This is a genomic window from Roseococcus sp. GW821-FHT12F05, from assembly GCF_058806835.1.
In genome coordinates this window covers 117,625-132,145 of sequence record NZ_JBXAQB010000007.1, presented here as the reverse complement: position 1 = coordinate 132,145, position 14,521 = coordinate 117,625, and the positions used below count along the sequence as shown (strand labels likewise).

Here is a 14,521-nt window from a genome sequence, read left to right as displayed (position 1 = left end):
GCAACTTGCTGTGGCTCGCGAAAATGTGCATGAAGCTGAAACGGCATGACTTCGTCCGGGTTAGGAAGCTCGCTCTGAAAGGTCCCGTTTCGCCCATGCGCTTTGCTCCCCTCCTGGCTTCAGCGATCCTGCTCGTCGGGCTGGCAGGCTGCGCGGCGCGCCCGCCAGCCAGCGACCCCGAGGCGCTGGAGGAATTCCGCGCGAACAACGACCCGATCGAGCCCTTCAACCGGGCGATGTATTCGGTGAACGACGCCATCGACACGGTGGCGCTGCGGCCCGCCGCGCAGGCCTACCGGTTCGTGCTCCCGCAGCCGGTCCGTACCAGCGTGCGCAACGCGCTCGGCAACCTGCGCGCACCGACCATCCTGATGAACGACGTGCTGCAGGGCAATGTGGACCGCGGGGCCCACACCGCCGCGCGCTTCCTCATCAACTCGACGCTCGGCATCGGTGGGCTGATCGACGTCGCGGACTGGCAGTTCGGCATCCCCGGCCATAGCGAGGATTTCGGCCAGACCCTCGCGGTCTGGGGCGTCGGCGAGGGGCCCTACCTCTTCCTGCCCGTCCTCGGCCCGTCCAACCCGCGCGACCTGTTCGGCTTCGGCGTGGATGCGGTGGCGAGCCCCTGGTTCTGGTTCGGCCAGGGCAGCGTGGTCGAGGCGCTGCGCTGGGCGCATGCCGGCATCGCCCTCATCGATGCGCGCGAGGGCGTGCTGGATGCGCTGGACGAGCTGAACCGCTCCTCGCTCGATCCCTATTCGACGCTGCGCAGCGCCTATCGCCAGCGCCGCAATGCCGAGATCCACGGCACCGGCTTCACGGCGCCTGACGCCGCCGGCGGCACCGGCTACGGCATCGGCGTGGGCGTCCCCGTGCCTCCGCGCAACCCAACTGCCCCCTGAGGCCTGAAATGACCAAGACAGCTTTCCGGCACGAGGCGCGCCCGACGCGCCGCGCCCTGCTGGCCCTCCTGGCGGCCCTGCCCTTCGCCAGGACCTTCGCGGCGGCCGCGCAGATGGATACCGGCCGCGCCACCGCCTTCATCCAGACGACGGGCGACGCCCTGGTCGGCGTGCTCAACAACCCCACCATGACCCCGCCGCAGCGGCGTGAGCGCGTGGCGAACATCCTGCGCCAGGCCGTGGACATGGAGGGCACCGGGCGCTTCATCCTGGGCCGCTGGTGGCGCGTCGCCTCCCCGGCCGAGCAGCAGGAATACCTGCGGCTCTTCGAGGAGACGCTGATCCGCAACCTGGCCGCCCGCTTCGGCGAGTACCAGGGCGTGCGCTTCGCGCTCGGCCGCAGCCAGCAGCGCACCGAGGACGACACGCTGGTCACCACCGTCGTGGAGCGGCCGAACAGCGCGGCCATGAACCTCGACTGGCGCGTGGCCGATGTGGGCGGCCAGCCGCGCATCGTGGACCTCGTGGCGGAGGGGACATCGCTCCGGCTCACGCAGCGCAGCGAGTACAGCGCGGTGATCCAGCGCGGCGGGAACCAGGTCTCGGCGCTGCTGACGGCGATGCGGAACCAGCTGCAGCAGCTCCAGCAGCGGTCCTGAGGCCAGCCCTTCGGCGTCGATCCCCGGCCGGGCCAACGGCGCCGTCGCCTCCTCTCCGCTTCAAATCGTCGTGGCCAGCGCCGGACAGGTGCCAGGTGCCGAGGCGCGTCGTCGTCTGGACGGGGATTTTTCTCCAACCGTCCTTCATAATTTTACCAGTTATATATTTCTTCGCCCTCCATGAGGACGAAATATATATCCGCCAAAATTCGAAAATATCGTAACAAACCCCTCTTGATCATAATATTTTAAGCTTTACGACTTATACCCGGGACGAAACAACGCGGGTCAGAAGAATTCCGACATGCCGAAACTTGCCTTGAATTGCGGTCGCCGGCATCGAATTCGGAGTAAACGCTCCCCCAAGGCGAGTCTTGTCGTCCTGGCCGCCGCTTGCCTCGCGGCGCCCGAAACGGTCCAGGCCGGCTGCGAGGTCACCCCCGGTGACGCCCTGATCAGCTGCAACAGCGGCACGATCGACATCCGGCCGAGCTCCGGCAGCGTCACCGCCATCATCAGCGACATGAACGTCTCGGGCGGCTACCTGAACCTGGTCCCCGCCGACCCCTCGACTGGTCCCCTCACCGAGACGCTGATCGTCAACAACACGACCATCGACTCGCCGAGCTACAGCGCGATCGTCGTCGCCTCCACGATCCCGGGCGGGCCCGTCGTCGACGTCTCGGTCACGCTCGGCCCCGACGTGACGCTGATCTCCAACGGCGGCTTCGGCGGCCTCTGGGTGCGGAACGAGTGGGGCGGGAACATCGTGGTCAACAGCGCCGCCACGGTGACCGCGACCGGTGCCGACGGCCTGACGGCCACGACCAACAACGGCTCCGTCAGCCTGACCAATTCAGGCCTCGTGACCTCCACCGACAACCGCGGCCTCTATGCCGATGGCGGGTTCAGCAACACCTCGCCGGTTCCGGTCACGATCACCAACAGCGGCACGGTGTCGGCCTATCTCGCGGGCATCCGGGCCATCGACTACAACGGCACCGCGACCATCGTGAACTCGGGCTCGGTCACCTCGACGACGAAGCAAGCGGCCATCGCCTGGTCGAACAACGGCGACGTCGTCACAAGCAACAGCGGCTCGCTGCTGGCGCTGAACAACATCGGCATGCAGGCCGCGTCGCAGACCGGCAACGCCACGGCCACCAACAGCGGCCGCATCGAGACGCGCCTCGCGACCCCGGGCGGTTCCTACCAGGGCATCAACGCCCAGGCCGGCTTCGACACGGGCGAGGCCGGCTGGGGGAACGTCACGGTCACCAATACCGCGACCGGGACGATCATCGCTCCCAACGACTCCGCCATCTATGCCTGGACGCAGCGGGGGCTGGTCTCCGTCCAGAACGCCGGCAGCCTGTCGGGCGCCATGGGCATCACCGCCGACGCCGCCTCCGGCAGCGTCTCCATCGGCAACACGGGCAGCATCACCGCGACCGGCGCCGCCATCGTGACCGGCGCCGCCGCCGCGACCCTCACCAACTCCGGCAGCATCGCCACCACCGGCGGAGGCACCGCCATCCGGTTCGGCACGGGCAACAGCACGCTGATCGTGCTGCCGGGCTCCTCCATCACCGGGCTGGTGACCGGCGGCACCTCCGGGGACGGCCTGTCGACCATCGGCACCAACACTTTGACCCTCGGCGGCTCCGGCAGCGCGAGCTTCGACGTCAGCCAGATCGACCGCACCCCGGCGCAGCGCGGGCTTTCCTTCAACGGCACCGCCTATGTCGGCACCGCGAGCGCGGCCGCGGGCCAGTACCAGGGCTTCAGCCTCTTCACCAAGACCGGCGACGGCACCTGGACCCTGACCTCCGGCAGCGGCGGCGGGCTCGCCGACCAGAACTGGAGCATCCAGAGCGGCACCCTGATTGGAGATACCTCCACGATCCGCGGCCAATCGATCGTCAACAACGCCACCCTGGTCTTCAACCAGGGCTCGGCCGGGACCTATGCGGGCACGATCAGCGGCTCCGGCAGCCTGGTCGTCACCGGTGGCGGCGCGCTGACCCTGACCGGCGCCAACACCCATAGCGGCGGCACCGTCATCCGCGGCGCCACCCTCCGGATCGCCGACGACGCGGCGCTCGGCGCCAGCACCGGCAGCCTGACCTTCGACAACGGCACGCTGCAGGCGCTGGCCGACATCACCTCCAACCGGCCCATCCTCGTCACGAGCGGCGGCGGCCTCATCGACACCAACGGCTTCCTGGTCTCGCTGCTCGGACCGATCACGCTGAACGGCCAGCTGAGCAAGACCGGCGCCGGCAACGTGCTCTTCTCCAGTGACGCCGAGGTGAACGGCACGCTGGTGGTCGGCAACGGCACCTTCGCCAACAACGGCGTGGTCTCGGCCCAGCAGATCCAGGTCCAGCCCGGCGGCGTGCTGCGCGGCTCGGGCATCGTGAACGCGCCGACCTTCGTCTCCGGCACGCTCTACCCCGGCAACTCGCCCGGCACCCTGACCTTCAACGCGCCGGTGACGATGCAGCCGGGCTCCACCCTCGCGCTGGACATCGACGGCACCGGCACGGGCAGCGGCGCCGGCAATTACGGCCGCGTGATCGTGCAGGGCGCGGGCAACAGCTTCACGGCGGCAGGGACGATCCAGCCCATGCTCCGCGGCATCACCGGCTCCGCCACCAACAGCTTCACGCCGAGCCTCGGCCAGACCTTCACCGTGGTTCAGGCGCAGGGCGGCGCGCTCGGCTCCTTCTCGGGCATCGCGCAGCCGGGCGCCGGCCTCCCGGCCGGGACACGTTTCGAGGCCGTCTACACGGCACAGACCGTCTCCCTGGCGCTGGCGCCGAGCTCCTATGCGGCGCTCGGCCTCGGACAGACCGACAACCAGGTGGCGGTCGGCGCGGCGCTCGACGCGCTGCGCCCCATCCCCGGTGTCCGTCCGGGCGCCGGCCTCGGCGACGCCTTCGGCCGGCTGTACCAGCTCTCCGGCGCCGCCATCGCGCCCACGCTCGACCGGCTCGCCGGCACAGCCTACGGCGACCAGATCCTGGCCGACCGGGAGACCCAGCGCCTCGTGGGGGGCGCGGTGGACGACCAGCTCTCCGGCCTGCGAGGCGGCGGCGACACCTCCGGCGGGCGGGCGACCACCCTGGCCGACGGGCGGGGCCGCACCGCCTGGATCCGCGCGCTGGGGCAGAACCAGCGTGTCTATTCCGGCGCCGCGCCTGGCTTCTCCGGCAACACTGCCGGCTTCATCGCGGGCGCCGACATGCGCGTCGAGAATGCCGTCCTCGGCCTGGCCGTGGGGCATACCGACGGGAGGTTCACCTCGCGCGGGACCAGCGCCAAGACCGACACCGACGCGGTTCATCTCATCGCCTATGGCAGCCTCTCGCTGGGGCGCTACTTCCTGGACGGCCAGCTCGGCGGCCACATGACGGGCGACACGACGCGGCGCGACCTCGGCATCTTCGGCGTCGGCGCCCGTGGCCGGGTGGATGGGTCGGGCGTCTCCGCCCAGGCGCGGCTCGGCACCGCCTACATGCTTCAGGGCTGGCGGCTGGAGCCCTCGGTGGCGGTCCGCCTCGACCACACCGGCCGCGACGCTCTGGCCGAGACCGGCGCCGGAGGGCTCGGCCTGGCCGTGAACCGGACCAGCATCGATGCGGTCCGCACCTCGGCCAGCATCCGGGTGGACCGCGAGATCGCTCTTTCGGAGGGGATCTCGGTGGCTCCGTCGCTGCGGCTCGGCTACGCGCACGACTTCGGCGACGCCACCGCGATCACGAATGCGGCCTTCCTCGGGGCGCCTTCCGCGGGATATCGCGTGACCAGCGCGCGGCCCGGCCGCGACGTGTTGCTGGCCGGCGCCGGTGCCACGGTGAAGCTGCCGCACAACCTGGCGGTCTTCGTGAACTACGCCGCGGACATCCGGGAATCCGGCTCCGTCCAGGCGGTCACGGGCGGCCTGCGCTTCACCTGGTAAGGGAGGCTACCGCCCGAGCCAGGCCGCGAGCCGCTCCGGCGCCTGGGCCATGTCCGCCTCGGCGCCGCAATAGCTGAAGCGCAGGAAGCGGCCGCCACGCGCGCGGTCGAAATCCACGCCCGGCGTCGCAGCGATACCCGCGCCCTCCAGCATGCGCGCGGTGAACTGCACACTGTCATTGGTGAGGTGCGAGACGTCGCACCACAGGTAAAAGGCGCCGTCGGCCGCGGCGATCCGGTCGAAGCCGGCCTTGGGCAGGCCTTCCAGCAGGCGGGCGCGGCTGCGGGCATAGGCGGCCTTCTTCGCCTCCAACTCCTCCATGCAGTCCATCGCCGCCTCGGCCGCCACCTGGGCCACGTGCGGCGCGGAGATGAACATGTTCTGCGCCAGGCACTCGACCGGGCGGACGAGGTCCTCCGGCAGCAGCAGCCAGCCGATGCGCCAACCCGTCATGCACCAGTACTTGCTGAAGCTGTTGACGACGATCGCGCTGTCGCTGAAGGCGGCGGCCGTGCTCTCGGCGACCGTGCCCCAGGAGAGGCCATGGTAGATCTCGTCCGAGACCAGCCGAACGCCCTTCGCGTGGCACCAACGGGCGATGGCGGCGAGCTCGTCGGGCGTCAGCATGGTGCCGGCGGGGTTGCATGGGCTCGCGACCACGAGGCCGTCGGGCAGCGGATCGAGCGCCTCCAGCATGGCCAGGCTCGGCTGGAAGCGTGTCTCCGGCCCGCATTCCAGCAGCACCGGCTCCATGCCGAGCGCCGTCAGGATATTGGCATAGGGCGGGTAGAAGGGCGCGGCCATGGCCACCCGGTCGCCGCGGTCGAAGGCGGCGAGGAAGGCCAACGGGAAGGCGCCCGAGGCGCCGACCGTCACCGCGATGCGCGCGGGCGGGACGGTGACGCCGTAATGCTCGAGATAGTGCCGCGCGATCCGGGCCCGCAGCGGCGGCAGGCCGAAAGCCTCGGTGTAGCCGAGTGGGTGGCCGGACTGCAGCGCCGCCATGGCCGCCGCGATGGCGCCGGCCGGCGCGCCGGAGCCGGGCTGGCCCACCTCCATGCGCAGGATGCCGGGCGCGGAGGGCGGCAGGCTCGCGGCCCTCGCATTGGCGGCCGCGATCACGTCCATGACGATGAAGGGCGGGGCCTCGGCCCCCCTCCCCGTCTTGAGGGTCACCGGTCGGTGGCGCCGAGCGCCACGCCGGTGCCGCGCGGATCGGTCAGCGTGGTGCAGAGGGCCTGATAGCCCGGCAGGTAGCGCGGGCACATGCCGACCTGCGCCCGCCCCGGATCTGGCACCGTCTGCATCACCGTGTCCGGTCCGGCATCGCGCAGCATCTGCGCCGCGACCGGGCCGGCGACCGCCATCGGCGCGGCCTGCTGGCCCGAGCCGGCGACGGCCATGCGGAAGGCGCGGAGGTTCGGGCTCCAGCCGATCGCGGCCGAGAGCAGCGGCGGCTGGACGCGGCCGAGATTGGGCGCCGCGGCGCCCAGGAAGCCCATCCCCGGCATGATGCGGCCCGTGCCGAAGAGGTTGTTCATGGTGAAGGCGCAGGTCACCGCATTGCCGTTGCGGTCGTAGACCATGAGGCCAGCGCTGGCCGGCAGGTCACCGAGCCCGCCGCCCGGGAGGTCGGTCGCGGCGAGGATGGCCATCGGGTCGCCCCCGCGGGCGCGGATCGCCGAGGCCACGGCCATCGCCCGCGCCTGGGCGGCGTCCGGCGACTGGCCCGCCTGGAGCGACTGGAAGGCCGCGGCGGCGGCCAGGCCGCCATCGGCCGGCGGCGGCAGGAAGGCGATGCGGTCGCCGCTGCGGCCGTTCACGATGACCGGGCGGAGGAGCTGCGGCAGGGCGGCACGCAGCTCGGCGACCGTGATGGTGCCGGCGCCGATCTGGCCCGAGGCCTCCTCGAGCCGGCGCGCCAGCCCGCCCTGGTGCAGGTCGCCCACGCCGGAGATGCGCAGCGCGGCAAGCGTCCCGCCCAGCGGCGGGTTCTGGAAGTTGTCGCCGACCGGGATGACCCTGCCGCCCCGCCCGAAGACGGCCCGGACCTCGGGATCGGCAAAGAGCGGCGCCTGCACGGCGGTCAGGTCCGAGTACAGCGCGCGCGACATGGGAATGCCGAAGCGGGCGGCCTGCTCGGCCGGGCCGATCAGCTCCTCGAAGGGGCGGCCGTTCGGCAGGCGCGTCTGGAGCGCGAAGAGGCCACGGGCGAAGAGGGGAACGGCGGCCGGGCGGTCGGCGTTGACCGGGGTGCTGGCGCGGGCGCCGGGCGGGAAGGAGATCGCTTCCACATCGTTGCGCAGGCGATTGTAGACGAGGCAGGCCCCGCCGCCGCCCAGGCCGACGCGGGACGGCAGCGTCACGGCCATGACGAAGGCCGCCGCCACGGCCGCGTCCGCCGCATTGCCGCCGGCGGAGAGGACGTTGCGGGCGGTGGCCACGGCGACCGGCTCCTCGCCGGCGGCGCCGCCCAGGAAGCCGGAGACGAAGCCGGGCGTGCCCGCCTGGATGCTGCTGCCGACGATGCCGGAAGCAAGGTTCCCTGCCGTCTCGCAGGCGGTGAGGGAGAGCCCGGCGACGACCAGTGCGAGGGCCTTCCCGAGGGTCGGGCGGCGGGGCGTGGCGGTCCTGGCGGTCGTGTTCATGCGGGTGGCGCTCGATTCCCTCGATGGCGGCATTCCGGCCGGTCGACGGGGATTAGACGCCTTCGTCCCCCCGGGCAACCGAGGCCGCGCCGCGGGCCAGGAATTGCCTCGGGCGTCCGGAGAGAGGATGTTGGCGCCGCTGCGCGAGAGGCGAATGATGACGCGACGTGGACTTGTGGCGCTGGGCGCCGCCCTGCTGCCGGGGGCCGCGATGGCCCAGACGCTGAGCCCCGAACAGCGGGCCGAGGTGCTGCAGCTCCTGCGCCAGGCGCTGCGCGAGGATCCCAGCATCCTGCGCGACGCCATGGCCAGCCTGGAGCAGGCCGAGCAGGCCGAGCGGAGCTCCGTCCTGGCGACCGCGATCAACGCGCGTGCCGAGCAACTGTTCCGCGACCCGTCGGACGCCGTGAAGGGCAACCCGCAGGGGCGCGTCACCTTCGTCGAGTTCTTCGACGCCCGCTGCGGCTATTGCAAGCAATTGCATCCGGCCATGGACCAGCTGCTCCAGCGCGAGCGCGACGTGCGCGTGGTGCTGAAGGACCTGCCGATCCTGGGGCCGAGCTCGGTGGTGGCCTCACGGGCGCTGATGGCGGCGCAGCGGCAGAGCCTCTACGTGCCGCTCTACGACGCGCTGATGCGGCTGCGCGAGGAGCCGACGGAGACGGTGCTGCGCCGCGAGGCGGAGCGCGTGCGGATCGACTGGACGCGGCTGCGGCGCGACATGGACGACCCATCGATCCAGGCGCGGATCGGGCGGAACCTGGAGCTGGCGCGCGCGCTGGACATCCAGGGCACGCCGGCGCTGATCATCGGGACGACGCTGGTGCCGGGCGCGGTGGATCTCGCCGAGCTGCAGCGGCTGACGGCCGCGGCACGGGGTTAGCGCCCGCCGCCGCGGGGCAGCATCTCACTCAGGGGCGCCTGGAGCCGGGAGCGCCTCGCGGAAGGCGTCGACATACTCGTCGAGACTCGCCTCCAGCCGCTCGTGCAGCAGCCGGTTGAAGCCGGCGTCGTCGCCGCGCGCCTGCGCCTGTTGCAAGGCCGCGATGTAGGGGGGACGATCGACCGGGCGCACGGCGACGGGCGGATACTCGCCCCGAATCAGAACCAGATTCATCAGAAGCCGTGCCGTCCGGCCGTTGCCGTCGTTGAACGGGTGGATCCCGACGAGGCGGAGATGCGCGGCGAAGGCCGTGGCCGGCGAAGCGCCGGCCGCACCCAGCCAGGCGGCGAAATCCCCCATCAGCGCCGGAACCTCCGCCGGCGACGGAAAGGCATGACGGCCCGAATCCGTCAGGACATAGCGACCCTGATCCGCGTAGCGCCCTGCGATCTCCGGCGCCGAGCGCAGCATCACCAGCCGGTGCAGGCCGCGGACATCCATTTCCGTGAGCGGCACGTGGCGCCCGGCCAGTTCCCGGACGTAGCGCAGCGCCTCGAAGTGATCGACGGCTTCGAGGTGATCCTTGAGCGGCTTGCCCGCAATGGTGATGCCCTTCTCGACGACCAGCGCCGTCTCGCCCGCCGTCAGGGTGTTCCCCTCGATGGCGTTGGACGTGTAGGTGAGCTCAAGATCCTGGCTGTGCTCGAAATTGGTCGGGCGCGTGGGGGTCCGGGCGCGAAGCTGGTCCAGCTCGGCCTTCTTCGCGGCAATGCGCGTCAGGATGTCGTGGTCGGAACGATGGGCCATAAGGGACGAATTTCGCTCAATCTGGACGAATTGCTCGAGAAATATTCACTCGGCTTCCGCCCCCACGCCTCGATGGGAGAGGCCAGGATCGGCGCTTGAATTGTCCCGCGCTCAGCGCGGCCCTCTTCGTCGGTTCAGCGCCAGTTCTTCCTCGGTCAGCTGGAAGCCCACCATGATCCGGTAGTCCTGCGCCCGGCGCTCCTGCCCCACCGGGAAGCTGATCTCCACCGGCCGCGAGCTTACAGCGGCGCGTGTCGTGTTGGCGCCGAACTGCGCCGGCAGGATGAAGGTCTGCCGGTTGATGACATTATTGTCATTGTCCAGCAGCGCGATGAACCAGGGGATCTGCACCGCGCGCGTCGGCGCCGCCGGGCCTCGATCCAATTGGAATCGCATGGAAATCGTCGCGTCCACGCTCTGGTCGCGGCGGCCGCGGCGGCAATTGGCGTCCACCGCCGTCACCTTGGCGTCCAGCACCACGCTCGAAAGGTCGGGCGGCGAGCCCTCGCGGTAGCGCGTCAGGTCGGCAAGGTCCGCCGGCAGGGTCAGGGTGGGACAGGACACCAGCAGGTCCTCGATCCGGGTCGGCTGACAGCCGGACACCCCCATTGCCGCCAGGAACAGCGGCGCCACATAGGCCAGACGCATGCTTACCCCTCCATTCGCGCTCCGTCTGGCACCGATCGGGCCGAAGCGATAGTCTGGGGGCCAGCACCTCGCCTGGGATTCCGCACCGCATGGCCGTTAAGCCCCCCCTTCACGTGTTTCTCGCCGGCCCGCGCGGATTTTGCGCCGGCGTGGACCGGGCCATCAAGATCGTCGAAGAGGCGCTGAAGCGCTACGGCGCGCCGGTCTACGTGCGCCACGAGATCGTCCACAACCGCTTCGTCGTCGAGGCTCTTGAGCGCCAGGGCGCGGTCTTCGTGGAGGAGCTCGACGAGATCCCCAACGACGGCCAGCCCGTGGTCTTCTCCGCGCATGGCGTGCCCAAGTCGATCCCGGCCGAGGCCGAGCGGCGCGAGATGTTCTTCCTCGACGCCACCTGCCCGCTGGTCAGCAAGGTCCATCGCGAGGCCGAGCACCACTTCACGCGCGACCGGCACCTGATCCTGATCGGCCATGCCCGCCATCCCGAGGTGATCGGCACCATGGGCCAGCTGCCGCCCGGCGCCGTCACGCTGGTGGAGGACGAGGAGCAGGCCCGCACGGTCGAGCCGCCGGCCGACCGGCCGCTCGCCTTCATCACCCAGACGACCCTCTCCGTGGACGACACGGCGGAGATCGTCGCGATCCTGCAGAACCGCTTCCCCCATATCGCGGCGCCCGCGAAGGAGGACATCTGCTACGCGACCACCAACCGCCAGGCCGCGGTGAAGGAGATCGCGCCCAAGGTCGAGATGATGATCGTCGTGGGCGCGCCGAACTCCTCCAACTCGGTGCGGCTGGTCGAGGTGGCGGGCCGGGCCAGCAGCGCGAAGGCGGTGATGGTGCAGCGCGGGCGCGACCTGGATCTTTCCACGCTGGACGGCATCTCGCGCGTCGGCATCACGGCCGGCGCCAGCGCGCCGGAGGTCCTCGTCGAGGAGGTGCTGGCGCGCCTGCGCGAGCGCTACACGCTCGAGATCGAGGAGATCGTGGTGGCGGAGGAGAAGATCATCTTCAAGCTGCCCGCCGCCCTAGCCACGCCGGCGACCGTATAGTCCCTTGGCCGTCTACACCGAGGTTTCGGACGAGGCGCTGCGCGCGTTCCTCGCGGACTATCCCCTGGGCGACCTGCTGGCCTTCCGTGGCATCGCGGAGGGGGTGGAGAACTCCAACTACGCGCTGAAGACGACGGAGGGGGACTACATCCTCACCCTCTACGAGAAGCGCGTGGATCCGAAGGAGCTGCCCTGGTTCCTCAACCTGATGCAGCATTTGGTGGCGCGCGGGCTCTCGGCGCCGATGCCAGTGCCGGGGCGCGACGGCGCGGCGCTGCGCGAGCTCGCGGGCCGGCCGGCGGCGATCTGCACGTTTTTGCCGGGCGTCTGGCCGCGGCGGGTGCGGGTGGAGCATTGCGGGCCACTCGGCGCGGCGCTGGCCGGGCTGCACGTCGCCGGGGAGGATTATGCGGCGCCCCGGCCCAACAGCCTCGGCGTCGCGGCCTGGGCGCCGCTGCTCGACGCCTGCCGCACGGATGGCGAGGGCGTACAGCCCGGCCTGATCGCGGAACTGGATGCGGCGCTTGCCGGCATCCTCGCGGCATGGCCGGCCGAGGGAACCCTGCCGGTCGGGCAGATCCATGCGGATCTCTTCCCGGACAACGTCTTCTTCCTGGAAGAGGGCGGCAGGCCGCACGTCTCCGGCCTGATCGACTTCTACTTCGCCTGCACCGAGTTGCTGGCCTATGACGTGGCCGTCTGCCTGAACGCCTGGTGCTTCGAGGCCGACCGCAGCTTCAACGTCACGAAGGCACGGGCGCTGCTGCGGGAATATGCGGCGCGAAGGCCGATGAGCGAGGCCGAGCGGGCGGCACTGCCGGTGCTGTGCCGGGGGGCCGCGATACGCTTCCTGCTGACGCGGCTCTACGACTGGGTGAATACGCCGAAGGGCGCCATGGTCACGCGCAAGGACCCGCTGGAATATCTCTACAAGCTGCGCTTCTTCGCGCTGGCCACGGGACCGGAGGCGATCGGTGCCTGACAGCCGCGACTTCGTCGAGATCTTCACCGATGGCGGGTGCAAGCCCAATCCGGGGCCGGGCGGCTGGGCGGCCATCCTGCGCTTCGGCTCGGTCGAGAAGGAGCTGACCGGCGCCGAGCCGGCCACGACCAACAACCGCATGGAGCTGACCGCCGCCTGCGAGGCGCTGGAGGCGCTGAAGCGCCCCTGCCGCGTGGCCCTGCACACGGACAGCGAATACGTGCGCAACGGGATGGAGCGCTGGATCAAGGGCTGGGTGCGCAACAGCTGGCGCAACTCGGCCAAGGAGCCCGTGAAGAACCACGAGCTCTGGCAGCGGCTGCTGGCGGCGGCCAAGCCGCATGAGGTGGAGTGGCTCTGGGTGAAGGGCCATTCGGGGCACCCGATGAACGAGCGGGCGGACGTGCTGGCGACGCAGGCGCGGGAGTCGCTGCGGGTTTAGGCCCGCACCCGCTGAAGGCTGGCCGCGCGTGGCACTGATTCCGACGGCCGCCTGGAGTGGTGATCGCCGCGGAAGAGGCTGGCGTCCTTGAAGCACCGCGGCGCGGTGTATATATTTCGCATCGATACACATGGAGGTGCAAGTGGGGACCGTAACCCGCACGAACATCGAGATCGATCAGGAGCTGATGAAGGAGGCCATGGCGGCCACCGGTCAGACCACACAGCGCGCAACCGTCGAGGCCGCCCTGCGCACCGCCGTTCGCCTGGCGCGCCAGAAGACGGCCGGCGAGGCCATGGCCGGAATCGGATGGGACGGCGATCTCGCGGAGATGCGTGCCGCCCGTGAGGTGAGGAACGACAAGCCCGCGTGATCGTGGTCGATACCTCGGTCTGGATCGACCATTGGCGTGACCAAGGCAATCTCGCCCATGTCCGGAAGCTCCGCGCCTTCTTCGGGGTCGAGGACATCGTCGTGGGCGACCTGGTGATGATGGAACTGCTTCAGGGCGCGGCGTCGGAGAGCAGAGCCACCCTCTACCACTCCCTGCTCAACCAGTTCACCGTCCTACCCATGGGCGGCGCCGACCTAGCCTATCAGGCTGCCGGGCATTACCGCTTTCTGCGCAGCCACGGCGTCACCGTGCGGAAGACGATCGACATGATCATTGCAAGCTTCTGCATTGTGAACGGATACAGCTTGCTGCACGCCGATCGCGACTTCGGTCACATCGCGCAGCACCTGGATCTGCGGATCGTGGCCCTGCCCTGAAACTCATTTCGCCGGCGACGATAGATCTTCGGCAGGGCGGTGGCGGGCGACGCCGTCAGGCCGCCTTCCGCGCCTCGACCATCTCGCGCATGCGGTCCACGGCCGCGTGCGGCGCCGTCAGCACGGGAACACCGACCACCGCGCGGACTGCCTCGGCAGCGCGGGAGGTGGAGAAGTGCGCGAGCATGATGGCGTCATGCTCCCCGAGCTCCGGCGCCCGCGCGGCGACAAGGCGGTTGTGCGACTCCACGTCGCCCCCTTTCAGCAGGGCGATCGCATCCGCCACCAAGATCGTGTCGAGGCTCGCCGGCTTGCCGCTGCGCGCGACGAACTCGTCGAACTCGTCGGTCATGGTGCCGACGGAGGGCGCGAAGGTGGCCAGCATGCCGACCCGTGTTCCCTGGGCGATCGCCGCCTGGAACATGGCCTCGTTCGGCTTCAGCACGGGGATCGGCAGAGCGGCGATCAGGCGGTCGATGGCCGGGCCGAAGGCGGAGCAGGTCACGAGGATGCCGTCCGCGCCCATGCGGTAGCCGTAGGTCCCGAAGGCCACGAAGCGCTCGATCATCGCCTCCGTCAGGTCAGGGTCGCGCGCGCGGTCGATCGAGAGGCCGTCATCCAGCAGGTTGACCGTCTCCGCCTCGGGCCAGCGCTCGGCGAAGGCGGACTGGATCGGCTGCATGGCGACGGGAGTCGCGTGGAGGAGCACGATGCGGGGCATGGGCGACCTTCGCGTTGAGGACGTTTCGATGCCCATTTA

General features: G+C 70.4%; 15 protein-coding genes. 9 read left to right on the top strand and 6 right to left on the bottom strand.

All coding sequences use genetic code 11. From position 1 onward, the window contains the following. The first annotated feature begins 95 nt into the window (after positions 1–95). Together AC1ROY_RS18530 and AC1ROY_RS18525 are read left to right on the top strand one after the other, a co-directional pair. Entirely contained in the window at positions 96–905 is an 810-nt protein-coding gene (locus tag AC1ROY_RS18530) for an MlaA family lipoprotein (RefSeq protein WP_493150340.1), read from the top strand. Positions 906–913: 8 nt separating this feature from the next. Then, positions 914–1,564, top strand: a complete 651-nt coding sequence (locus AC1ROY_RS18525; RefSeq protein ID WP_493150339.1) for an MlaC/ttg2D family ABC transporter substrate-binding protein — start codon at positions 914–916, stop codon at positions 1,562–1,564. 288 nt (positions 1,565–1,852) lie between these two features. Here the strand turns inward: AC1ROY_RS18525 and AC1ROY_RS18520 are convergent, their stop codons facing one another. Then, positions 1,853–2,089 (bottom strand): hypothetical protein, encoded by a 237-nt coding sequence (locus AC1ROY_RS18520; protein ID WP_493150338.1) that lies wholly within the window; start codon positions 2,087–2,089, stop codon positions 1,853–1,855. Here AC1ROY_RS18520 and AC1ROY_RS18515 point away from each other — a divergent pair. Then, positions 2,088–5,528 carry an autotransporter domain-containing protein gene (locus tag AC1ROY_RS18515; protein ID WP_493150337.1) on the top strand — a complete coding sequence of 1,147 codons (3,441 nt, stop codon included), beginning with the start codon at positions 2,088–2,090 and terminating at the stop codon, positions 5,526–5,528. The two genes, AC1ROY_RS18520 and AC1ROY_RS18515, sit on opposite strands and share 2 nt — an antisense overlap. A gap of 6 nt (positions 5,529–5,534) precedes the next feature. On the opposite strand, the gene AC1ROY_RS18510 is transcribed toward AC1ROY_RS18515, so the two are convergent. Together AC1ROY_RS18510 and AC1ROY_RS18505 are read right to left on the bottom strand one after the other, a co-directional pair. Beyond that, the gene (locus tag AC1ROY_RS18510) at positions 5,535–6,704 is read right to left on the bottom strand and encodes a pyridoxal phosphate-dependent aminotransferase (protein ID WP_493150336.1); all 1,170 of its coding nucleotides are present in this window, start codon (positions 6,702–6,704) and stop codon (positions 5,535–5,537) included. Further along, entirely contained in the window at positions 6,701–8,176 is a 1,476-nt protein-coding gene (locus AC1ROY_RS18505; RefSeq protein ID WP_493150335.1) for a gamma-glutamyltransferase, read from the bottom strand. Before AC1ROY_RS18505 ends, AC1ROY_RS18510 begins: the two co-directional genes overlap by 4 nt. A 154-nt stretch (positions 8,177–8,330) precedes the next feature. Here AC1ROY_RS18505 and AC1ROY_RS18500 point away from each other — a divergent pair, with 154 nt between their 5' ends. Next, positions 8,331–9,059, top strand: a complete 729-nt coding sequence (locus tag AC1ROY_RS18500; RefSeq protein ID WP_493150334.1) for a DsbA family protein — start codon at positions 8,331–8,333, stop codon at positions 9,057–9,059. A 24-nt stretch (positions 9,060–9,083) separates the two neighbouring features. Here the strand turns inward: AC1ROY_RS18500 and AC1ROY_RS18495 are convergent, their stop codons facing one another. Both AC1ROY_RS18495 and AC1ROY_RS18490 read right to left on the bottom strand, forming a co-directional pair. Beyond that, a complete protein-coding gene (locus AC1ROY_RS18495; protein ID WP_493150333.1) occupies positions 9,084–9,866 on the bottom strand; it encodes a Fic family protein in 783 nt (260 codons plus the stop codon). A 111-nt stretch (positions 9,867–9,977) separates the two neighbouring features. Further along, positions 9,978–10,514: a hypothetical protein gene (locus AC1ROY_RS18490; RefSeq protein WP_493150332.1), complete on the bottom strand. Its 537-nt coding sequence runs from the start codon at positions 10,512–10,514 to the stop codon at positions 9,978–9,980. An 89-nt stretch (positions 10,515–10,603) separates the two neighbouring features. Between AC1ROY_RS18490 and ispH the strand changes: the two genes are divergently transcribed. The 5 genes from ispH (at position 10,604) to vapC (ending at position 13,761) form a co-directional block, all read left to right on the top strand. Further along, complete coding sequence (gene ispH, locus AC1ROY_RS18485; RefSeq protein ID WP_493150331.1) at positions 10,604–11,566, top strand: 4-hydroxy-3-methylbut-2-enyl diphosphate reductase; 963 nt, start codon at positions 10,604–10,606, stop codon at positions 11,564–11,566. 4 nt (positions 11,567–11,570) lie between these two features. Further along, positions 11,571–12,548, top strand: a complete 978-nt coding sequence (locus AC1ROY_RS18480; RefSeq protein WP_493150330.1) for a homoserine kinase — start codon at positions 11,571–11,573, stop codon at positions 12,546–12,548. After that, positions 12,541–12,990 (top strand): ribonuclease HI, encoded by a 450-nt coding sequence (rnhA, locus tag AC1ROY_RS18475; protein ID WP_493150329.1) that lies wholly within the window; start codon positions 12,541–12,543, stop codon positions 12,988–12,990. Before AC1ROY_RS18480 ends, rnhA begins: the two co-directional genes overlap by 8 nt. Before the next feature lie 130 nt (positions 12,991–13,120). Then, on the top strand, positions 13,121–13,363 hold the full coding sequence (locus tag AC1ROY_RS18470; RefSeq protein WP_493150328.1) for a type II toxin-antitoxin system VapB family antitoxin: 243 nt from the start codon (positions 13,121–13,123) through the stop codon (positions 13,361–13,363). Then, positions 13,360–13,761, top strand: a complete 402-nt coding sequence (gene vapC / locus AC1ROY_RS18465) for a type II toxin-antitoxin system VapC family toxin (RefSeq protein ID WP_493150327.1) — start codon at positions 13,360–13,362, stop codon at positions 13,759–13,761. Before AC1ROY_RS18470 ends, vapC begins: the two co-directional genes overlap by 4 nt. 55 nt (positions 13,762–13,816) lie before the next feature. On the opposite strand, the gene AC1ROY_RS18460 is transcribed toward vapC, so the two are convergent. Further along, the gene (locus AC1ROY_RS18460) at positions 13,817–14,482 is read right to left on the bottom strand and encodes an aspartate/glutamate racemase family protein (protein ID WP_493150326.1); all 666 of its coding nucleotides are present in this window, start codon (positions 14,480–14,482) and stop codon (positions 13,817–13,819) included. Positions 14,483–14,521 lie beyond the last annotated feature (39 nt).

Excerpts from the sequence above, each read along its gene's own strand:
- AC1ROY_RS18505 (WP_493150335.1), bottom strand. The coding sequence starts at position 8,176 with ATGAACACGACCGCCAGGACCGCCACGCCCCGCCGCCCGACCCTCGGG.
- AC1ROY_RS18470 (WP_493150328.1), top strand. The coding sequence starts at position 13,121 with ATGGAGGTGCAAGTGGGGACCGTAACCCGCACGAACATCGAGATCGAT.
- AC1ROY_RS18500 (WP_493150334.1), top strand. The coding sequence starts at position 8,331 with ATGATGACGCGACGTGGACTTGTGGCGCTGGGCGCCGCCCTGCTGCCG.
- AC1ROY_RS18525 (WP_493150339.1), top strand. The coding sequence starts at position 914 with ATGACCAAGACAGCTTTCCGGCACGAGGCGCGCCCGACGCGCCGCGCC.
- AC1ROY_RS18495 (WP_493150333.1), bottom strand. The coding sequence starts at position 9,866 with ATGGCCCATCGTTCCGACCACGACATCCTGACGCGCATTGCCGCGAAG.
- AC1ROY_RS18520 (WP_493150338.1), bottom strand. The coding sequence starts at position 2,089 with ATGTCGCTGATGATGGCGGTGACGCTGCCGGAGCTCGGCCGGATGTCG.
- AC1ROY_RS18490 (WP_493150332.1), bottom strand. The coding sequence starts at position 10,514 with ATGCGTCTGGCCTATGTGGCGCCGCTGTTCCTGGCGGCAATGGGGGTG.
- AC1ROY_RS18515 (WP_493150337.1), top strand. The coding sequence starts at position 2,088 with ATGAACGTCTCGGGCGGCTACCTGAACCTGGTCCCCGCCGACCCCTCG.
- AC1ROY_RS18530 (WP_493150340.1), top strand. The coding sequence starts at position 96 with ATGCGCTTTGCTCCCCTCCTGGCTTCAGCGATCCTGCTCGTCGGGCTG.
- AC1ROY_RS18460 (WP_493150326.1), bottom strand. The coding sequence starts at position 14,482 with ATGCCCCGCATCGTGCTCCTCCACGCGACTCCCGTCGCCATGCAGCCG.
- ispH (WP_493150331.1), top strand. The coding sequence starts at position 10,604 with ATGGCCGTTAAGCCCCCCCTTCACGTGTTTCTCGCCGGCCCGCGCGGA.